The sequence below is a fragment of the Paenibacillus sp. LBL genome (genome assembly GCF_029893715.1).
GTDB lineage: Bacteria > Bacillota > Bacilli > Paenibacillales > Paenibacillaceae > Paenibacillus_AQ > Paenibacillus_AQ glucanolyticus.
Map to the genome: position 1 here is coordinate 1 of NZ_JARXYU010000008.1, position 20537 is coordinate 20537.

General features: G+C 52.3%; 16 protein-coding genes. 12 read left to right on the forward strand and 4 right to left on the reverse strand.

Annotated features, from left to right (window positions below; translation table 11 throughout):
* Nucleotides 1-140 precede the first annotated feature (140 nt).
* The gene (locus tag M2277_RS17830) at nucleotides 141-620 is read right to left on the reverse strand and encodes a glutathione peroxidase (protein WP_280755273.1); all 480 of its coding nucleotides are present in this window, start codon (nucleotides 618-620) and stop codon (nucleotides 141-143) included.
* Between the two features lie 272 nt (nucleotides 621-892).
* Here M2277_RS17830 and M2277_RS17835 point away from each other — a divergent pair, with 272 nt between their 5' ends.
* Both M2277_RS17835 and M2277_RS17840 read left to right on the forward strand, forming a co-directional pair.
* Nucleotides 893-1801, forward strand: a complete 909-nt coding sequence (locus M2277_RS17835; protein ID WP_280755274.1) for an ABC transporter permease subunit — start codon at nucleotides 893-895, stop codon at nucleotides 1799-1801.
* Nucleotides 1802-1819: 18 nt separating this feature from the next.
* The gene (locus M2277_RS17840) at nucleotides 1820-2719 is read left to right on the forward strand and encodes an ABC transporter permease subunit (protein ID WP_006207081.1); all 900 of its coding nucleotides are present in this window, start codon (nucleotides 1820-1822) and stop codon (nucleotides 2717-2719) included.
* A gap of 132 nt (nucleotides 2720-2851) precedes the next feature.
* Here M2277_RS17840 and M2277_RS17845 read toward each other — a convergent pair whose 3' ends face one another.
* Nucleotides 2852-4321, reverse strand: coding sequence for an alpha-amylase (locus tag M2277_RS17845; RefSeq protein ID WP_152827063.1), 1470 nt, complete (start codon nucleotides 4319-4321; stop codon nucleotides 2852-2854).
* A gap of 365 nt (nucleotides 4322-4686) precedes the next feature.
* Complete coding sequence (locus tag M2277_RS17850) at nucleotides 4687-5730, reverse strand: YeiH family protein (RefSeq protein WP_152827061.1); 1044 nt, start codon at nucleotides 5728-5730, stop codon at nucleotides 4687-4689.
* 159 nt (nucleotides 5731-5889) lie between these two features.
* Between M2277_RS17850 and M2277_RS17855 the strand changes: the two genes are divergently transcribed.
* Both M2277_RS17855 and M2277_RS17860 read left to right on the forward strand, forming a co-directional pair.
* On the forward strand, nucleotides 5890-6786 hold the full coding sequence (locus M2277_RS17855) for a LysR family transcriptional regulator (protein WP_063478082.1): 897 nt from the start codon (nucleotides 5890-5892) through the stop codon (nucleotides 6784-6786).
* Between the two features lie 165 nt (nucleotides 6787-6951).
* On the forward strand, nucleotides 6952-7170 hold the full coding sequence (locus M2277_RS17860; RefSeq protein WP_036640179.1) for a DUF378 domain-containing protein: 219 nt from the start codon (nucleotides 6952-6954) through the stop codon (nucleotides 7168-7170).
* 467 nt (nucleotides 7171-7637) lie between these two features.
* On the opposite strand, the gene M2277_RS17865 is transcribed toward M2277_RS17860, so the two are convergent.
* Nucleotides 7638-8675 (reverse strand): glycoside hydrolase family 18 protein, encoded by a 1038-nt coding sequence (locus tag M2277_RS17865; protein ID WP_006207078.1) that lies wholly within the window; start codon nucleotides 8673-8675, stop codon nucleotides 7638-7640.
* Between the two features lie 431 nt (nucleotides 8676-9106).
* On the opposite strand from M2277_RS17865, the gene M2277_RS17870 reads away from it, so the two are divergent.
* From M2277_RS17870 to M2277_RS17905, 8 genes are all read left to right on the forward strand, one after another.
* Complete coding sequence (locus M2277_RS17870; protein WP_006207076.1) at nucleotides 9107-10078, forward strand: ABC transporter permease; 972 nt, start codon at nucleotides 9107-9109, stop codon at nucleotides 10076-10078.
* A gap of 16 nt (nucleotides 10079-10094) precedes the next feature.
* A complete protein-coding gene (locus M2277_RS17875; RefSeq protein ID WP_006207075.1) occupies nucleotides 10095-11003 on the forward strand; it encodes a carbohydrate ABC transporter permease in 909 nt (302 codons plus the stop codon).
* A gap of 40 nt (nucleotides 11004-11043) precedes the next feature.
* Complete coding sequence (locus M2277_RS17880) at nucleotides 11044-12651, forward strand: extracellular solute-binding protein (protein WP_006207074.1); 1608 nt, start codon at nucleotides 11044-11046, stop codon at nucleotides 12649-12651.
* 131 nt (nucleotides 12652-12782) lie between these two features.
* Entirely contained in the window at nucleotides 12783-14171 is a 1389-nt protein-coding gene (locus tag M2277_RS17885) for an alpha-L-fucosidase (RefSeq protein ID WP_280755275.1), read from the forward strand.
* 64 nt (nucleotides 14172-14235) lie between these two features.
* On the forward strand, nucleotides 14236-15522 hold the full coding sequence (locus M2277_RS17890; RefSeq protein ID WP_280755276.1) for an alpha-L-fucosidase: 1287 nt from the start codon (nucleotides 14236-14238) through the stop codon (nucleotides 15520-15522).
* Between the two features lie 64 nt (nucleotides 15523-15586).
* Nucleotides 15587-16609, forward strand: a complete 1023-nt coding sequence (locus M2277_RS17895; protein ID WP_280755277.1) for a sugar-binding protein — start codon at nucleotides 15587-15589, stop codon at nucleotides 16607-16609.
* Nucleotides 16610-16616: 7 nt separating this feature from the next.
* A complete protein-coding gene (locus M2277_RS17900; RefSeq protein ID WP_280755278.1) occupies nucleotides 16617-19250 on the forward strand; it encodes a transglutaminase domain-containing protein in 2634 nt (877 codons plus the stop codon).
* Between the two features lie 5 nt (nucleotides 19251-19255).
* Entirely contained in the window at nucleotides 19256-20302 is a 1047-nt protein-coding gene (locus M2277_RS17905) for a glycoside hydrolase family 18 protein (RefSeq protein WP_280755279.1), read from the forward strand.
* The last annotated feature ends 235 nt before the right edge of the window (nucleotides 20303-20537 follow it).

Consider the following 20537-nt stretch of genomic DNA (forward strand, 5'->3'; position numbering starts at 1 on the left):
ACTAAACAACCAGTCGCCGGTTCATTTCCGCCAACTGGCTGCTTAAACTTGCAAGGTGTTTTGATCCCTGTCTCACAAACGGGGGTCAGTCCCGACCTCGCGCAAGCCCTTTTTTTATTCGAATGTATGCAGCTCCAGATTTATTTCAGCAGCTTCTTGATATCTTCTTCCATCTTCTCCGGGGTATCCGTTGGCGCAAAGCGTTTAACCACCTTGCCGCTGCGGTCCACCAGAAACTTGGTGAAGTTCCATTTGATTGCTTTAATGCCGAGCGCGCCGGGGGCTTCGCTGGTCAGGTGTTTGTAGAGGGGATGAGCTTGCGAGCCGTTTACATCAATCTTGGAGAATAAAGGGAAGGTTACGCCATGATTGAGCTTGCAGGCTTCCTCAATCGCGGAATCCTCCTCCAGCTCCTGATTCATGAATTGGCTGCTGGGGAAGCCAAGCACGGCCAGTCCCTGATCGCGGAATGTCTGATGCAGTTTCTCCAAACCGTCAAATTGAGGGGCAAAGCCGCATTTGGTTGCCGTGTTTACGATGAGTATCACCTCACCCTTGTAGGGCTCGAGTGTTTGGGACTCGCCGCGTATCGTTTTTACTTCATATTCATAAATGGACATCGCCGTAGAACCTCCTCTGATAGGATGTATATAGAAACAGAGTATATCCTTTTACCATGGATTGCAATTTAATAGAACCGTGATATCAGGTTATACATGCTATAAATATGACAGATCAAGGAGCGCAATACATGATGTGGAAAATATAAAGTAAAAATTTGTATTTTTATCTGGACGTATTTAGGAAATATGTGATAGTAGTAGAATAAGTAGTTAAGCAGATGAAGCAAGACAAGAGGGGTACTGCTGAGACTTATGTTTGGGAGGACAATATGAGATTAAGAACACAAATGCTCAAAACGACGGTGACCAGTCTGCTCGCTTTTATGTTCATCGTCCTGATTGTGCTGGTTCCAAGGGATTTGAATCTGTCGCTGGACGGCTATTTAGTGGTGACCAATTATTCCTTTGATCTGGGCCAGTATGTTACGTACATCCGTGACTATTTTGCAAGCGCTGTTCAGAACGGGACGCTCGGGGGAACGCGGTATATCGGCCAGTCCTCGGAAGCGGCTGCTTTTGAAGCTGTTGGCAAAAGCCTGCTGGTTATTGTATCCGCTTTACTGATAGGATTCGTGTTAGGTATTCTGAAGGGAGTTCTGGACTACAAATTGTCCAAGACCAAATTCAGCGTGCTGGGGCACTGGACGACATGGTTGTTCCAGTCCATTCCGGATTTTTTCCTGATGCTGATCGCCCAATGGGTGCTCATTAAGCATGTTCCGGCTATCCGTTATTTTGCGGTTGACGGCTGGGAGGCTTTCGTGCTGCCTTCGCTGCTTGTTTCAATTTACCCGATATTTTTTATTGCCCGGATCACGTCGGCTTCGCTACTCGCACAGGAAGGCAAACTATACATACTGCTGGCTAAAGCCAAAGGGCTGAGTGACCGGAAGGTCGTCTACAAACATATGCTGCGAAACGGCATCGCAACCATCCTGACCCATCTTCCGGGTCTGCTGGTCTTCATCTTGTCGAACCTGCTCGTGGTGGAATATTACCGCAACTATCCGGGAGCGGCTTGGAGATTGTTTCAGGCGCTGGATTTCAATACGTTCAGCGGCACCGGCGGCAACTATGAGCCGGGTGTCATTATTTATATCGCATTTTCCTTCATGGTGCTGTTCATGATCGTTCAATGGATCAGTCATTCGGCACGCAAGTACTTTGATCCGCGATAAGAAACGAGGTGAGTTATCTTGAAGAATTTCCCTTTATGGATTGGCGGCATTCTGCTTGCTTTCTTTGTCTTTGTTATGCTGGCGGGGCCGTACATGCCCTTCATTGATAAGGATTTGAAGAATGAACCCTCCAGATGGGTCATGAAGGACGGCAAGCAGAAGCTGACCCTTCCGCCTTATAAACCTTCTTCGAAGAACTGGCTTGGATCGGATAAGAGGGGGGTCGATAACTTGAGCAAACTGGTTGTGACCGCCAAGGATACGATTCTGCTGGTGCTCGCGATTACGGCTGCCCGATATGCGATCGGGGTGCCCCTGGGACTGATCGCTCGTAAGAAAAAGGGCTTCACCCACCAGTTTATTACCTTCTGGAACCAGATGTGTTCCTATTTGCCGCCGGTCTTCGCATCCGCGCTGCTGCTTGCGCTTCCGTTCTTTCTCTTCTCCCAGCAGCGGATGGGCTGGGCCATACTGATTCTGGCCAGCGTTGAAGCCGGGCGGGTGGCCATCACGATTCAGCAGCAGGCCCACAAGATGGCAAGCGAGCCTTACATGGAAGCCGGAACCGCGTTAGGTCTTCGCACGAGGACGTTGACGAAGAATTACTATATCCCGGTCATGTTCCCCGAAGTTATCGTCAACTTCTGTTTGGATATGGGGAAGGTGATGCTCCTCCTCGGTCAGCTTGCGATTGTGAACATCTTCCTTGGTCACGAGTGGAAGGAAGTCAACTATTATGTCATGGAATTCGTGGAGACCGGGTACAACTGGGCGACGATTCTGTCCAAGAATCGAGCGGACATCTGGTTAGGAAAGTTCCAATTCGTTGTGTATCCGGCATTTGCCATGATGCTGCTGATCATAACGTTCAACCTGTTAGGCGAAGGCTTGCGCCGTCGTTTTCAGGTTAAGGGCTGATTAGAGCCCGGCCGTTAACGTCAAAAAAACCGGAAGAATGAAGGCTATCGCAAGGCGCTTCCCATGTGGAGGCATACCTGGCGGAGAGCCATTCTTCCGGTTTTTATAGTCTCTGTATAATGTGTCCGCTGTTTAAGCTTCTACGGGAAGCTCCGGGTGAGCCCAGACGGACACACTCCCGCCGTTAACCGGAAACAGAGCGAACCCGTCCTCACCGATCGTGATCCGGTCCTTCCGGGTGCGAGTCAGATCCACCCATATCTCTCCGGCGCGATGCTCACCAACAAACATTCTCTTCTCCCCGGCATCCCCGTTGGCGATCACCACGGCACAGCCGGAATGCTCGATTTCCTCGATCCCCCGGCGGACCCAGCCAATCGTGTTCGGATGGTCAAAATAATCATCCTGCTCGCCATACGCCCGGTTCACCCTGGCATACAGCAGCGGGTCAATGGCCTCTCTCTTCCCGGGAATGGGCTTCTCGCCGCCGATCCCGTAATAATCTCCGTAGAAGACGGAAGGATAACCGTCCTTGCGCAGCAGAATCAGCGCATAAGCGCTCTGTTTAAACCAGTCCTCCACCCACGATTCCAATGATTCCTGCGGCTGTGAATCATGGTTGTCCACAAACGTAACGGCATTCATGGGGTGCGATGCGACGAGTGTATCGTCGAAGATCTTTCGCAGATCGAAGGAACGGCCGGCTTTGGAAGCAGCTTGGAGTTTGTAGTGGAGGGAAACATCAAACAGATCGATTTTGTAATCCACCGTATCCAGGAAATGCCGGCAGTCCTCAAGCTCGGGATTCCAGAACTCGCCCACGATGTAAAAATCCTCTCCACGTTTTTTCTTCATGGCTGCGGCAAATTCTTTAATGAAATCATGGTTGATGTGTTTGATGGCATCAAGCCGGAACCCGCTGCATTGCAATGTATCCACGAGCCACTGGCCCCAGGCGGTCATTTCCTTGCGTACGTCCGGATGACCGTAATCTATGTTGGCAAACATCAAGTAGTCGTAATTCCCGAATTCATTGTCCACCTTGTCGCTCCAGGATTTATTCTCGCCCACAATTCGGAATATGCCGGAGCGCTTGCTCTTATCATCATAGTCGGTTCCATTAAAGTGATTGAAATTCCATTGGAACGAGGAATACTGATCACCGCGGCCAGGGAAGGTGAATTTGGTCCAGCCCTCGATCTCGAACGGCTTGGATATATCCTTCGTCCGATCCATCTCATCAACCTGGATAACCTGAAACCGCTCGGTTTCATCAGCACCCGCCTTATGGTTCATCACCAGATCCACATAGACGGCAATCCCGTGCTTGTGGCAGGCTGCAATGGCATCGGTTAGTTCCTGCTTGGTCCCGTATTTGGTGCGAACCGTTCCCTTCTGGTCAAACTCCCCCAGATCGTACAGGTCATACACCCCATACCCGTTATCCTCGGCGGAGGATGCTTTGGTCACGGGGGGAATCCAAACCGCATCGATTCCTGCCTTGCTCAGCTCCGGTGCTGCGCTTTTGAGTCGTTTCCAGTGCGAGCCATCGGCTGCAACATGCCATTCGAAGAATTGCATAATCGTATGATTTCGTTGCATACTTCCATCTCCTCTACAATGATAGCTCTGTATAAATACTGCGTGCTAAATCTCAAATACCCAAGAAAGCAGGGGAGCTAAACCTTTGTGCCCGATGAGTGGGTCCAATTGCTTTAGTTTTACCCTAAAATGGAAGGAAAAAGACGGGGGTTCTTCATCGACAGAAGAGCAAGAAACGGACATGACACCGGAGGCATTTTCTTCAAATATAAGGTTGCAGCTCTCTTATTCCAATAGTTCCCGCAATTCGGCATCCACACACCTCTTCGGCTTGGTTCATCTGTGCAAAAAAAACCATCCCCTGCGCATGAATATGCGTGAGGATGGTTTTTGGTTCGTACACAATGGCTGCCGATACCGCTCATTCAAGCCATAGCATAGGTAAGCAGGATCAGCAGCGCAGTGGTGATGGACATGGCCAGCAGCGGCCGCCATGCGCTGCGCAGATCCTTCAAGTGGACATTCAGGCCAAGTCCCACCATCGCCATGGCAAGAAGGAAGGAAGCTGCCTGAGAAATCGTATCCTGAATCGGCAGAGGAATGATCGGTTGTCCGGTCCATTCCCAGCTTCCCAGTATACTCGCTGAAATGAAGCCGAGCAGGAACCAGGGGAACTCCATCTTCGTGTGGCTCTCGATGCGCCCGGTACGTTTCATCCAGAGCATGAGCACGACACTGAGCGGTACGAGCAGAAATACCCGTCCCAGCTTGGCAAGCAAGCTAATGGCCAGCGCGTCCTCACCCGCCGGAGCGGCTGCGAGGGCTACATGGGCAATCTCATGCAGACTTACTCCCGACCACACACCATACTGGGTGTCCGTCAGAGGAAGCAGCGGCTGAACGAGGGTGTAGCCAATGGCAACAATGGTTCCAAGAAAGGCGATAAGGCCCGCTCCAAGCGCCGTGTCCTTCTCCTTGGCCTTCACAATGGGGGACACGGCGGCAATGGCAGCCGCGCCGCAGACACCGGTTCCAATGCCGAGCAGAAGGGACAGGGACATGTCGGCTTTAAGCCATTTGGCAATTAGCAGCGTCAGCCCAATGGCTACAACAACGCTGATCACATCCTTCAGCATCAGGCCCAGGCCTTGCTGGAACACGATGCCGATATTCAGCTTCAGGCCATACAGAATGATGGCCAGACGCAGCAGCCGCTTGGCTGTGAATTGAATGCCGATGCGCAGCCGCTCCGGGTAGCCGCGCAGTTGCCGGTATAAGGCGGCGATCAGAATCGCCCAGGCAAGCTGGCCGAGGTAGCCAAGACCCGGGATGCTTGCTAGTGCGTAGCCCATGAGGGCAATGACAAAGGTGAAGGCAATGCCGCCTGCGGCGGCAGGCAGTGTATCATGTGTCCAACGAACCAGGCGATGGACGGTTGCTTGTGATTTGGAATAGGCTGGTTCAGTCATAAGGTCTAACCTCCGATTCGTTCGGTTGGTCTGAACCCATCGTATCCCATTCGGATGGATAAGAAAAATAAATCATTATAATAGTCATCATAAGTAATCAGTTATGGTAATATCATCTCATATTGATGAGGGACGCTGGAGAAGCGAAGGAGGTCCAAGATGGATCAAGCACTAGAGGTATTTGTAACGGTCGTGGAGAAGGGGAACTTCACCCGTGCAGCCGAAGAACTGCTCATGACACAACCTGCGGTAAGCCAGTATGTCCAGGCATTGGAGCGGTCTGTTGGCACCAAGCTGCTGGACAGAACCAATAAATACGTCCGCCTCAATAAAGCCGGAGAAATTGTATACCATCACGCGAAGGAGATTCTGGGCCTGTACACGCGCATGAATTCACTTGTGGATGATTTGATGCACCGTGCTGGCGGGAACCTCTCCATTGGCTCCAGCTACACCTTCGGGGAGTATATGCTGCCGCATTTGATCGCATATATGAGAGAGCATTATCCGCTAATTCGCCCTACGATCACGATCGGGAATACGACCGAGGTGGCGGAGATGATTCTGCGCCATGAAGCGGATATCGGTATCGTTGAAGGGGATTATCATGATGAGAAGCTGCATATCGAGGCTTTTGCAGAGGATGAAATGGTGGTGATGGTTCCCCGCGACGGGCGGTATGATCATCTGCAGGAGCTGGCGCTTTCCGAGCTTGCCAATGAGACCTGGATTGTAAGAGAGGCCGGATCAGGCACGCGGGAGGCCACGGAGCGGATGTTTACCCGGTATGGTGTTCACCCTGAACATATCGTGGAGTTCGGAAGTACGCAGTTGATCAAGGAATCCGTAGAGGCAGGTCTCGGCGTTACCCTGCTGTCGCGATGGGTAGTGCGCAAAGAGGTTCAGCTCGGAACCCTGCATATGCTGGCACCCAACGGTAAGCCGGTAGCGCGGCAGTTCTCGTGGATTACGCAGAAGACACCCTATCATACAAAGGCGGTTGAGGTATTTCTGGAGCTGCTGCATCAGCGGCGCGGATTTCCGAAGGAAGTGTGAATATGCGTGAAATGATCGAAGAGAATGGACATCACTGACAAGGGATGTTTTTTTGTTAGGACATGATTACAAATGAGATAAATGGTCAAAAATAAATACTAAAATCCATAGATAAGCTATTCATGATGAATTGATATGAAAATCGGGCGTAAGGAGGGTTAAACGATGAAAACATTTAATACCATTGCTTTGCTGTTATTGATCGTTGGGGGCATTAACTGGCTGCTTGTAGGCCTGTTTCAATACGATTTGGTAGCTGCATTGTTCGGTGGGCAGAGTTCTGCAGGCTCCCGTATCATCTATACGATTGTGGGTCTGTGTGCATTATACTCGATCCGCTTTTTCGGTGATGTTACGAATGATGATAGAGATCCAGCTAGATAAGTCATGTTTCATAACATGTACATATCATAAGTCGGGATTTAATTCGATATTCGCATCTGGTAAAAAAGCTGCTCCGTTTCACGGGGCGGCTTTTTTTTCTGCCTTTATTCCGATATTGTCCATGGCTGCACAATCTCATGTCAGGTGCAAAATCAACATATATTCCTGGTTTTTCCCAGTGTTTATCAGTGTCTATATGGCCTATACTCCAAGTTAAAAACGACATATTTACGGAGCAGGGAAGGAACTCATAGAATAAAACCAAGTCATAACGATGCTTGAAGGAATGATAGCTGAATGATAGATAATATAACACATATTCTATCGGGATTTCTTCTTGCGCAAACAGAGAAAGGTCTGCTTCGCACATATAAACATGAACGAAGCAGACCGGAAGAACGATGGGCACCAACCATACATGAGGAAGGGAGCGAGATAGCTGCAAAGCAGGCAAGCCTTGATTTCGTTTAGGAATGAAATGCTCTGTACATGGCATCCAGCAGACTGTGTGTTGTATCGCAGCTATATTCCCAGAACATGATACCCGCCAGCCCCTGATCCTGAATGTATTTGCATTTATGGGTTAACGATTCCGGATCATCGTATGTAATGAAGCTGCTGCCATCGAACAAATAAGGGGCTTTGGCTTCATCATCCCAGAACCGCTTGAACTGAGGGTTATTGAAATAGTCGGCCGTGAGCTGGGTGTAAGTCGGACCATAGCCACCCGAGGATGGAGCGATCTGGAGATAACCGTTGTTTACATCCGGCACGTCCTTCCATCTTCTGGAGTAGAATGCGGCACCGATCACGATTTTCTCTCGCGGCACGCCCGCTAGGGTGAACATGCGTACGGAAGCATCCGCACTAATTCGAAACAGATCGCCAGTAGAGGTATAGAGGTTGGCATGATGGCCCGTTAATGTATGGAACCCGCCGCGCATGTCGTAGGTCATGAGCTGGATGAAGTCAAGATAAGGGTGGATGTCGCTTATTTCGGTACCCTCAATATAATACTGATCGGCTCCGGCAGCGATGGTGAGCAGATAGCGATGATTCCTCCCCTGTCCGTAGTGATCGAGCGCTTCCCGCAGCTCCTTCAGCAGCACGGTAAAGTTCCCCTTGTCGTTAGGCGATGCAGTCGTTCCGGCTATTGAGTAGCAGGGATATTCCCAGTCCAGGTCGATGCCGTCAAAAGGAAACTCCTGCAGCAGAGCTATCGCTGATTCGCACACGCTTTGTCTTCCCGCTGCCGTGGATGCAGCTTCCGAGAATCCGTCTGAGCCCCAGCCGCCAACGGATAACAGGATCGTGAGCTTGGGATTGATGGATTTCAGGCGCTGGATTTCGTGAACGGTATCCGTGTCAGCATACGTAATCTTGTCTTCTTGGATATGAGCGAAAGCAACGTTTAGATGAGTGAGCCGCTGGGCATCCTCGGCAGTGATCTGGGATAAGACCTTGCGCCCTGCATAACCGGCCAGAATCCAGGATGATGTCTGCATACGTGAATACCTCGTTTCGTGAAGAATATGTGGGTTTTGTCTTTACGGTTTATTTTTCCAACTTACGTTCAGATCTGGCATCTGTCAAGCTCATGCACGATGCTGTAATGACAACTTCAGGTGGGAAAAGGGTCAAATTCTACATGTTTTACTTCTCCGAAATGACAATGGCAAGTTGGGGTCAAAAGCCCAAAACCCCGTGATGACAGCACTTTCCGGGTCTTAAGGTGACAATTGAAAACGACATATTTACGGATGAGCCCGCGGTTCATACACTTGGGATGTAAGCGTTAACAATTTTCCAAAGCGAAGCAGAGCCGCACGATATCGAGGTGTGGTCAGTGGCCTCATTCCTTACATGTAAACAGGAGTGTTATTCGCTTTTCCTGCAAAGACGGCCGGATTTTCATTAGAAAAGGAGGGAGCAACCGATGCAGCCAGATGGGAAGTCCGCCTTGTCGCCAGACCTATCGGTGAACACGATTCCGAATCGCAAGAAAAATACGTTATGGAGGAGGATGATTCGAAACTGGGAGTTGTATCTGTTTATCGCGCCAGCATTTTTGTACTTTGTGATTTTCCATTACGGGCCGATGTACGGCATACAAATCGCATTTAAGAACTTTATCCCTACATTAGGGGTTACGGGCAGTCCGTGGGTTGGATTCGATCATTTCGTACGCTTCTTCAATTCATATTATTTCTGGGATCTGCTGTGGAATACCCTCAGCATCAGCTTGTACGAGCTGGCTATAGGCTTTCCGCTGCCCATTATTCTGGCCTTGGCCTTCAATGAGGTAAGGGATTCCTTCTTCAAGCGCACCGTGCAGACCGTAACGTATGCGCCGCATTTTATTTCCGTTGTGGTCATGTCCGGTATGATTATTACCTTCTTGTCTCCATCGTCAGGGATGATTGTCAATCTGGTGGAGGGCCTTGGATTTCAAGCGCCTCAATTTCTAACAGATCCTGCATGGTTCAAGACCGTGTATGTGCTGTCCGGTGTCTGGCAGAGTACAGGGTGGGGCACCATTATATACCTTGCTGCCCTGTCGGGGGTGGACCCGCAGCTGCATGAAGCCGCTGTGGTGGACGGTGCAAGCCGGTTCAAACGGATTCTTCATATTAACATCCCGGCCATTATTCCTACGATCACCATTTTGTTAATTCTGAACATGGGCAGCATTCTCGGCGTCGGCTTCGAGAAAATCCTGCTGCTGCAAAATCCGCTGAACATGGGCTCGTCCGATGTCATCTCGACATTCGTCTACCGTTCCGGTCTGGTTGATGCGCAGTACAGTTTCTCCACAGCTGTCGGATTGTTCAACTCGGTAGTGAATGCGATTCTGCTGATCGCGGTGAATCAAATTGCACGCCGCACCAGTGAAAACAGTCTGTGGTAGAAGGAGGGGAAAACACATGTCATCCGCGGTTAAGGAAAGCAGAAGCGACAAATTGTTCCTGGTATGCAACTACATCTATCTGACGATAGCGCTCGTCATTGTGCTGTACCCGCTGCTATACATCGTCAGCGCCTCAATCAGTGATCCCAAGTATGTCAGCTCCGGCGAAATGTGGCTTATTCCAAAAGGGATTACGTTTGACGGTTATGCCCGGGTGTTTGAGAACGCCAACATCTGGATCGGTTATAAAAATACGATTATTTATACGGTGGTAGGCACCATCGTCAACCTCATTGTCACCCTGCCGGCAGCGTATGCGCTGAGCCGCTCGGACTTCGTAGGACGGGGCTTCTTCATGGCGTTGTTCCTGGTAACGATGTTCTTCGGCGGAGGGCTCGTCCCGAGCTATCTGCTGGTTAAGGATCTTGGCATGGTGAACAGCATGTGGGCACTCATTCTGCCAGGCGCCGCATCTATCTGGAATATTATCGTATCCCGCACGTTCTTCCAGTCCACCATTCCGAAGGAGCTGCAGGAAGCGGCCCATATCGACGGGTGTACCAACTTCCGGCTGTTCATCCGAATTGTGCTTCCGCTCTCCATGCCTATCATTGCTGTCATGGCACTCTTCTACGGAGTCGGACACTGGAACAGTTACTTTAGCGCCATGATCTATCTGAATGATTCAGCGAAGTACCCGCTGCAGCTCTTCCTGCGCCAGATCCTGGTGCTTCAGGAGATGGCAGCGCAGGGCGGCGGAGCCATTGATGCCTCTTCAGCGACGGCGATGAATACCAAAGCGGAAATCGCTGCGCTGGTCAAATATGCCGTCATTATTGTTGCGACCGTTCCGGTCATTGCGATTTATCCGTTCCTTCAGCGTTACTTTGTGCAGGGTGTTATGATTGGTTCCGTCAAGGGCTGATCTTAAACCATAATCCACACTAAAAAGGGGAGTTGTTGTCATGAAAAAGCTTCGCAAGGCTTCATCGATTGTACTCTGCCTCACCTTATCAGCAGCATTGCTTGCAGCCTGTGGTTCACCCAAAGAAGAGGGAGGTTCCTCGACTTCCGGTACGGCCAGTACCGAAGGGGTCAAAAAAGAGGGGTTCCCGATCGTTGACAAACCGCTGACGTTAAAGGTTATGTCCCAGGATGCGGGCGTAGCCGACTGGAACACAATGCCGGTCCTTCAAGAGATGGAGAAATTGTCGGGTATCAAGCTGGAATATCAGTTATCGCCAATCGACAGTTTTGAAACGAAGAAGAATCTGGTGTTCGCAAGCGGCGATTTGCCAGATATGTTCTACGCTGCGGATCTCAAGCCGGCTGAGCAGGTGACTTACGGCAGCCAGGGCATTCTGATCCCGCTGGAGAAATACATTGACGAAGGATATGCCCCGAATATCAAAAAGATTCTCGACGAGCATCCGGATGTCCGCAAATCCTTTACGACGCCTGACGGACATATGTATGCGCTGCCGTTCATCGATACGGCCGCCGTGTGGTACAGAGGTCCGATGTGGTATAACGGCGAGTTCCTGAAGGCGCTTAATGTGGAAGAGCCTAAGACTACGGAGGAATTGTATACGTATCTGAAGCGTGTGAAGGAAGAGGATCCTAACGGCAACGGTCAACCAGATGAAATTCCGCTTACTTCGGTAAAACTCGATGATCTTCGAATGTTTTTCTTCGGCTTCTGGGGAATGTACAACGAAGGAATCTATGCCGATAAAGACGGAAAAGTGCATTATCCTTACCAGGAAGAAGGCTACAAAGGCTATCTGACGTTCATGAACCGCTTGTGGAAGGAAGACCTGCTGGATCATGAGACCTTCTCGCAAACCGGCGATCAGAAAAAAGCAAAAGGCGAAAGCAACAAGCTTGCGCTCTTCAATGACTACCATCCGTACTTTACGCTCGGCGGCGAGCCTAGCACGGATCACCCGCTGATGACACCTGTGAAGAGTGAGATCGCAGACTCTCCTGTATACGGCAAGCACCCGGGTATGTCGGCCCGCGGCACCTTTGCGATTACCAGCAGCAACCCGTCCCCGGAGGCGACGATGCGCTGGATCGATTATCTGTACAGCTATGAAGGTGCGACCCTGTTCAATCAAGGTCCTGAAGGCGTGCTGTGGAAATTCAAAGACAAGGAAAACCGGGTGAAAGAGTGGCTTCCTGTCCCTGGTGGTGGAGACCGTGAGGAATACCGCGGCAAAATCACACCGAACTACGGCATTTTGACTCCGGGCATTAACGATCCGGATGTCGCGAAGGGTCTTCGCACCGAATTTGATGAGTGGATTGACCAGCAGAACCAAGAGAAGCTGGTGCCAATCGGAAAGGCTCCATTCCCTAACGTTTATTTGACAAATGAAGAGCAAAGCGAAGCAACCGCTCTATTGTCTGACCTGGATACGTATGTCAAGCAGATGGAAGCGAAATTCGTGACCGGTCAGGAACCGATGGAGAACTGGGATAAATATATAACGCAGATCAAGAAGATGGGCAGTGACCGTATCGTCGAGCTGTATCAAGGGGCATACGACCGCTGGAACACCGGAAAATAAGAAAATAGATCCAAAATAAAAGCCAACTCATCCCGGTCCCTCCAGGCCGGGGGTTGGCTGTTGTTTTTAACGGGCAAGCCCTCATCATCTTGTTAAGGCCATAATCACAAATCAGATATCGGAGGTACACCATGTCGGAGAATAAGCTGGTAGAGGAAGAAGAGCAAGCGGTAGTAGAGCAGGGCGTACACAATTTCAGCAGTGAGGATAAGTGGGTGAAGCCGGAGGATCCGCTGCTTCTGGAACGCCTGGAGTGGTTCAAGGACCAGAAGCTTGGGCTGATGATGCACTGGGGACCGTATTCCCAGCTGGGTCTCGTTGAATCTTGGGCGCTGAGCGACAAGGATGCGGATTGGTCGCGTGACGGCATCGACTGGGATATCGATGCGGAGGAGCTCAAGCGGCAGTATTTTGACCTGAACAAGACCTTCAATCCGCTTCGCTTTCAGCCTGAGCTGTGGGCTGATCTTGCCGCGGATAACGGCTTCAAATATTTGAACTTTACCACCAAGCACCATGATGGATTCTGCATGTGGGATACGCATACGACCGACTATCGTGTCACGGGTCCGGATTGTCCGTTCCATACGCATAAACACGCCGATATCACCAAGGAGCTGTTCGACGCCTTCCGTGCGAAGGGACTCGGCATCTCTGCATATTTCTCCAAGGCCGACTGGCATACGCCATACTACTGGGCGCCGGGGATGGAGGCAGGCAGCTTCACGTCCAGGGGCCCCAGCTATAACCCGCAGGAATACCCGTGGCTGTGGGAGCAGTTTGTCCAGTTTACGCACGAGCAGATTATGGAGCTGATGACCCGTTACGGCCGCATTGATGTGCTGTGGCTGGATGCAGGCTGGGTGAACGACTACCGGGATCAAAATATCCGATTAGGCGAGGCAGTGGACAGGGCGCGCAAAATTCAGCCTTGGCTCCTCTCGGCAGACCGTACGGTTGGCGGACCTTACGAGAATCTGATTACGCCGGAGCAGACGCTGCCTGAACGCGCTCTTCATGTGCCATGGGAGAGCTGCATCACGATGGGAACCTCCTTCTCCTTCCGCTATGAGGATCGTTATAAATCGGTGCGTCAGCTCATCCATCTGCTAGTCGAGATTGTGGCCAAGGGCGGTAATCTGGCGCTCAATGTGGGCCCGCAGCCGGATGGAAGACTGTCCGAAACGGCGATTTCACGCATGAAGGGTATGGGAGCCTGGCTAAAGGTCTGTGGGGAGGCGATTTACGGAACGCGTATTTGCGAGCCGTACTCCTCCGGTGCCGTTCAGTTTACCCAAAATGGCGATACCACCTATGCCATCTACCTGTATCGCAGCGAGCAGGAGTCGGTTCCCGAGGAACTGCATATTCCGTTGCAGTCGCCGTTTGGCCGCATTGATCTGGTAGGGGGTCAGGAGGCATTGGATTACCGCCGCACGGAGAATGGCATTGCCGTCCGTCTTCCGGAACAGGAGCGACAGGGTCTGGCGCCGATCGCGCATGTATTGCGGTTTCGTTAAGGAGCGGGAACAACAGCATTACGGATTTTTCACATACAAGGACTTCGGAGAGGTGTGAACAGATATGCAGAAATGGTTCCAGGACGCCAAGCTGGGGATATTCATTCACTACGGCATCTATGCCGTGGACGGGGTTTCGGAATCGTGGTCCTTCTATAACGGACGGATTTCGTACGAAGAGTACATGAAGCAGCTGAACGGCTTTACGGCATCGAGATTCAATGCGGAGAAGTGGGCGGACTTGATTGAGAAATCCGGTGCCCGATATGCCGTGCTGACAACCAAGCACCATGACGGTGTTGCACTGTGGGATACGCAGTACAGTGACCTCAATGTGGTGAAGCGGACTCCGGCCAATCGGGACATCGTGCGGGAGTATGCGGAAGCGATCAGGGAGAAGGGGATTCACCTGGGTATGTATTTCTCCCTGATCGATTGGTCGCATCCGGATTATCCGAGTGTGTTCGAAGGAGGCAGGGTGCCGGAGGATCTCAGCGGCGTCAACCCGCATTCAAGTCCCGTGGACGGCGTTCAGGATCAGGAGAAGTGGCAGAAATTTCTGGAGTTCAACAACAACCAGCTGCGGGAGATTCTGACGAATTACGGAAAGGTGGATCTGCTGTGGTTCGACGGCGACTGGGAACGGAGTGCCGAGCAGTGGAATCTGCCGGAGTTCAAGCATTACCTGCAATCCTTTAACCCGGACATTATCATCAACTCCCGTCTTCAAGGCTATGGCGATTATAAGACGCCGGAGCAGGGCATACCGATCACGAGACCGGAGGGGCCATGGGAATTCTGCACCACGATCAACACATCCTGGGGCTATGTGCCAACGGATCATAAATATAAATCGTTACACCAGATCATTCGGATGTTCTGTGACTGCATTTCAATGGGCGGCAATATGCTGCTGGATATCGGTCCGCGCGAAGACGGCACCATCGATAAGAGGCAGGAGGATATTCTGCTTGGGCTGGGAGCATGGATTCGGACCCATGAAGAGGCCGTGTTTGGAACGGGAGAAGGCATCATGTCCCGCTATTATCTGGGAGGCAGCACCGTATCCGAGGACAGAAAGACATTGTACCTGTTTGTGTATGACAATCCGAAAGAGAGTGTGTGCATCAAGGGGCTCTGCAACAAGATCAGGAAGATTACCGTGCTGCATTCAGGGAAAGAGCTTGCTCATGAGATTCACGGGGGCGTGCCCTGGTTCAACATTCCGGGAACGACCTGGATCAGGATGACCCCGGAAGACACGCATGAGCAGGTGACGGTGCTGAAGCTGGAATTGGAGGAGGAGCTGGAGATGTACGGCGGCTCAGGAGCCGTTGTGACTCATAACTAATCATACGGGGAGGGCCAAGCGCCGAGGGGTGCAAGGGTCTCCCTTACGAAGCGGAGAGGGCGACATGAACCAAAGTGGAGTGCCGGAGCCGAGGATTGAGTATGCTCCCAAGCATTATATATGCCAGCGTGCGGGGCAGCCGCTGGTGCTGGACGGCCGCGTGGATAAGGCATTCTGGGCTGCGGCCGATTGGACTGAGGACTTCGTTGATATCGAAGGGGATCTTCGTCCTTTGCCTGGGAAGCAGACACGGGTAAAAATGCTGTGGGATGACAACTATTTCTACTTTGCTGCCGAGCTGATCGAAGATCAGATATGGGCTACCTTGACGGAGCGCGATTCCGTTATTTTCTACGATAATGACTTTGAGATTTTCATCGATCCGGACGGGGACACCCACCAATATTATGAATTCGAGATCAATGCGCTGAACACGGTGTGGGACCTGCTGCTGGTGAAGCCGTATCGGGACGGCGGGCCTCCGGTCAACGGCTGGGATATCAGCGGTCTCAAGACGGCGGTGTCTATCGACGGGGAGCTGAACCGTCCTGACGCCGATAACCGGAAATGGAGTCTGGAAGTGGCGATTCCCTGGACCAGTCTTAAGGAGTGTGCCGAAGGCGGGCGCCCGCCTGCTCCGGGAGAGTTCTGGCGCGTCAACTTCTCGCGGGTGGAATGGCAGGCTGAGGTGCAGGACGGTGAGTACCGCAAGGTGCTAAACCCGGAGACGGGGAAGCCTTATCCGGAGGACAACTGGGTCTGGTCGCCTATGGGCATTATCAATATGCATTATCCGGAGCTGTGGGGATATGTCGTATTCGCGGACAGCGAGGGGCCCCGGTCGTTTACGCTTCCGGATGACGAAAGGATCAAGTGGGAGCTTCGCAGGCTCTACTACCGCGAACGTAATTACTATGAAGCCCATGGCGAATTTACACAGGATGTGAAGCTGCTCATGGGTGAGGATTCATGGAGCATCGAGCCTGTCATTGAAACGACTCGCAGCCTGTTCCAGATTAGTGCGCCTTCCTCGGATGGAACAGCCTTAATCTGTGTACGGGAAGACGGAAAGTTATGGAGGGAGTGAACGGAGGATGACCAGCCAAACCTTGGTGTTCTCAATGGATTCGCAGATGCTCGAGCGGATCGAGCAAAAATTCCGGGAGAAGGTCGTGTTTGCGGAAGGCCGCAAAGATAAGCTGTTCCATGTTTTTGGGCAGGAATTAACGGAAGAAGAGACTTGGGCCTTAAAATATTTGTTTGCCTACATGCCGGTGAACGATTTGGCCGACTATGACGGAGAGTTGTTCCTCAGCCATGTGCGCAGAACGCTGGACACCCGCAAGCGCGTCCCTTGGGGAGACCGCGTGCCGGATCACTTGTTCCTGCATTTTGTGCTTCCCTACCGGGTCAATACGGAGAATATTGAGGATTACCGCGGTATTCTCTACAACGAATTGGCAGAACGGACAGCCAAGTTATCCATGGCAGACGCCATTCTCGAAACCAATTACTGGTGCCACGAGAAGGCAACTTACATCGGCAGCGATCTGCGTACCATATCACCGCTGACCTTGATCCGCAATGCGCGCGGGCGCTGCGGCGAGGAGTCCACACTGGCGGTGGCCGCTCTTCGAAGCATTGGCATACCTGCGCGTCAGGTCTACACGCCGCGCTGGGCCCACTGCGACAGCAACCATGCCTGGGTAGAGGCTTGGGCGGACGGCCAGTGGTATTACATCGGGGCATGCGAACCGGAAGCCCGCCTGAATCAAGGCTGGTTCAGTCCGCCAGCCCGCAGGGCGATGCTGATCAATACGAGGATTTTTGCCGATTATCCGGGACCGGAGGATGTCACGCTCTCCGAGAAGGGATATACGGAGATTAATTTGCTGGAGAACTATGCACCGGCTCGTACGATCCATATACAGGTAAAGGATGTGCAGGGAGAACCTGTTGCCGGAGCAAGTGTTCGCTTTGAGCTGTACAATATGGCGGAATTTTATCCCATTGCCGAAATCAAGACCGATGAGCAAGGGGAGGCTGCCTTTAAGACAGGTTATGGTGATCTCTTGATTCGTGCGGTCAGCGGCGGCCGGTGGAATGAAACCCTCTTTAAGGCTCAGGACGGCGAGTGTGTTGAGCTTGTGCTGGACTCATCAGAGCAGCCGGCAGGGATTGTGGATTTCGATATGGTCCCTCCCCCGGAAGGAGAGGGGGAAGCGGCGATTGCGTTACCGGAGGAGAAGATCCGGGATCACAACCGCCGTCTTGAGGAAGGGGCTAAGACCCGGAGCGAATATGAGCGTACATTCCCGAGCGAGGAAGAGGCTTTCGCACTGGCTCATAAGGCTGAACTATCTCCGGAGCGGGTATGGGATATTCTGCGGAAGGCACGGGGCAACAGCCGCGAAGTCGCAGCTTTTCTGGAGGGGCGCTCCAGTGAATACGGCGAGTGGCCGCTGCGGCTGCTGGAGTCGCTGAACGAGAAGGATTTGATCGATACCTGTCGGCAGACGCTGGATGATCATCTGATTGGCGCACTCTCGCAGCGCGGACAATGGGCAGAGGATACGTTCGCGAAGTACATCCTGTGCCCGCGGGTTTCCTATGAAATGGTGGTTCCTTACCGAAGCTTGTTTCAGAATGCCTATTCAGCGGGCGAGGCGGCGGCATTCAGGGAGGAGCCTTCGAAGCTTGCCCGCCTTCTGGAACAGGGCTATACGCATTATGAGGATCTTCCCAACTTGAAGGGCAAAGGAAATCCCGCAGGGACCTACAGTCTGATGAAGGGGGATCTGCAGTCGCTTGATATTCTGTTTGTGGCTGTATGCCGCAGCTTGGGCATTCCGGCCCGATTGCATCCGAGCGAGCAGAAGCCGCAGTACTTGGTCGACGGAGGCTGGGAAGATGCCGTGTTCAGTCTCGGCTCGCCTCGCAATCAGGAGAGCTCCGGTTGGGGAATGCTGCAGCTCCTCAGAGATTCCGAGGCTCCACAGGATGCGCCGGCCGCATCCTATGCCGAGAACTTCTCGTTGGCCCGCCTGGAAGATGGCGTGTATAAAACGCTGGTTTATCCGTATGGCAGCACCGATGTCTACGATGAGCCATACGAGGTTGAACCGGGAGCCTATCGCTTGACTACAGGCATCCGTCTGAAGGATGGAACCGTAAGCGTGCGCTTCCTTTACTTTACCGTGCGTGCCGGGGACACCACGGAGGTTGTGCTGACTTATCGGGAGACGGTGGTCGATATCCCCGTGCTGGGCAAACTGGCAACAGGCAGTGTACTGACCCGTCTGGATGGATCAGAGGTCGTACTGGAGGATCTTCTGGAATCGGCGGGTTCCATTGCTGCCTGGATTGAACCGGAGCGGGAGCCGACCAAACATCTGATTCGCGAGCTGAGCGAGCTGGCTGAATCGTTCGATCAGCTGGGAATGCCGATCGTGCTGGTGATCGGAGATGCGGAATGGAACGTTTCCTTCGACCCTGCGGGTTATCCGAGGCTGCCGGTACGCACGGTTTTTGTGCGGGATTCCAGTTATGCCTCCTTGTCCGGTTTCATTCCGAAGCCCGCGGCTCACGAAGCTGGCTATCCTCATCTGTTCGTGCTGGATAGCCGGGATCAAATCCGTTATACGGCTTCCGGGTACAAGATCGGTACCGGGAAGGAAGCTCTGCAGATTGCAGCGGCGATATCTCAATTTTCGAATGGAGCGGAGTGAAGAATATGACGAACTATATTGCTGCAGGTTATGCCGTCGATGCTGTTCTTCCCGACATGGCGCATGAGGATCTGTTGAAGTTAACCCACCTGAACGTCGCCTTCGGCCACGTCAAGCATGATGAGATCACGACCGAGCATTTGAAGAACGGCGAGGTTGTCCGGAACATCAAGCGGGATCACCCGCATCTTACGGTGCTGCTGTCCGTTGGAGGCTGGAGCGCCGGCGGTTTCTCCGAAGCCGCCTCCACCGAGACAGGCAGGAACAGCATGGCCGCATCGGCCGTCCGGGTGCTGGAAGAATACCCTTTTGACGGGATCGATCTGGACTGGGAGTATCCTTGTTACGGTGAAGCCGACATCGCCTCGAGTCCGGATGATAAACGGAATTTCACCTTGCTTCTCAAGGCGATTCGGGAGGCACTGGATGCCAAGGGATCCGGGGATAGCCGCCATTATCTGCTTACAATTGCGGCAGGTGCAGACCAATACTACCTGGGCGGTACAGAGATGGACGAGGTGCAGCGCTACCTCGACTTTGTCCAGTTGATGACCTATGATATGCGCGGCGGTTTTCAGGTTCTGACCGGTCATCATACGAATCTGTACACGCCAACCGGCGATCTGTTCCGAATCAGTACAGATGCGTCTGTGAACCTGTTCGCTCGCGCGGGCGTCCCGAAGGAGAAGATGGTAATCGGTGTCGCATTCTACTCGCGGATCTGGACCGAGGTTCCGGATCGAAACCAGGGACTTCACCAAATGGCTGGCAGCACAGGCGGCTACGGTCCGGCCTTTGCCGAGCTGGACGCGAATTACATCAACAAGAACGGCTACGTTCGATATTGGGACGAGGAAGCCTGTGCACCGTACCTGTTTAACGGGTCCAGCCTAATTTCTTATGATGATGAAGAATCGATCCGGTGCAAATGCGATTATGTGAAGGAGCAAGGCCTGGCTGGGATCATGTTCTGGGAATACGGCTGCGACCCGACTCGCCGCCTGCTGGATGCAATGCATCAAGGACTTCAAGGCATCCCTGCTGCAAAATAGAAGGGGCTTGGCGTACGACGTAGTTGGGCTGGCTCGAAAAGTGACCGTTAAAATATACGAAAACCTCCCCTTAACTGTACGGTTAAGAGGAGGTTTTTGATTTATTGGGCGAATCGCTTACCCGATGGGATCTTCGTCGCCGTCGTTCGAAGCCGTTACCCGATGCGCTCTTCGTCGCTGTCGTTCGAAGCTGTTATCAGATGCACCCTCCATCGCGGTCGGCCGAACCCGTTAC

Bases quoted from the DNA above. Each gene is read 5' to 3' on its own strand.
- M2277_RS17885 (WP_280755275.1), top strand. From the start codon at position 12,783: ATGTCGGAGAATAAGCTGGTAGAGGAAGAAGAGCAAGCGGTAGTAGAG.
- M2277_RS17830 (WP_280755273.1), bottom strand. From the start codon at position 620: ATGTCCATTTATGAATATGAAGTAAAAACGATACGCGGCGAGTCCCAA.
- M2277_RS17860 (WP_036640179.1), top strand. From the start codon at position 6,952: ATGAAAACATTTAATACCATTGCTTTGCTGTTATTGATCGTTGGGGGC.
- M2277_RS17905 (WP_280755279.1), top strand. From the start codon at position 19,256: ATGACGAACTATATTGCTGCAGGTTATGCCGTCGATGCTGTTCTTCCC.
- M2277_RS17865 (WP_006207078.1), bottom strand. From the start codon at position 8,675: ATGCAGACATCATCCTGGATTCTGGCCGGTTATGCAGGGCGCAAGGTC.
- M2277_RS17900 (WP_280755278.1), top strand. From the start codon at position 16,617: ATGACCAGCCAAACCTTGGTGTTCTCAATGGATTCGCAGATGCTCGAG.
- M2277_RS17870 (WP_006207076.1), top strand. From the start codon at position 9,107: ATGCAGCCAGATGGGAAGTCCGCCTTGTCGCCAGACCTATCGGTGAAC.
- M2277_RS17845 (WP_152827063.1), bottom strand. From the start codon at position 4,321: ATGCAACGAAATCATACGATTATGCAATTCTTCGAATGGCATGTTGCA.
- M2277_RS17855 (WP_063478082.1), top strand. From the start codon at position 5,890: ATGGATCAAGCACTAGAGGTATTTGTAACGGTCGTGGAGAAGGGGAAC.
- M2277_RS17835 (WP_280755274.1), top strand. From the start codon at position 893: ATGAGATTAAGAACACAAATGCTCAAAACGACGGTGACCAGTCTGCTC.
- M2277_RS17875 (WP_006207075.1), top strand. From the start codon at position 10,095: ATGTCATCCGCGGTTAAGGAAAGCAGAAGCGACAAATTGTTCCTGGTA.
- M2277_RS17880 (WP_006207074.1), top strand. From the start codon at position 11,044: ATGAAAAAGCTTCGCAAGGCTTCATCGATTGTACTCTGCCTCACCTTA.
- M2277_RS17895 (WP_280755277.1), top strand. From the start codon at position 15,587: ATGAACCAAAGTGGAGTGCCGGAGCCGAGGATTGAGTATGCTCCCAAG.
- M2277_RS17890 (WP_280755276.1), top strand. From the start codon at position 14,236: ATGCAGAAATGGTTCCAGGACGCCAAGCTGGGGATATTCATTCACTAC.
- M2277_RS17850 (WP_152827061.1), bottom strand. From the start codon at position 5,730: ATGACTGAACCAGCCTATTCCAAATCACAAGCAACCGTCCATCGCCTG.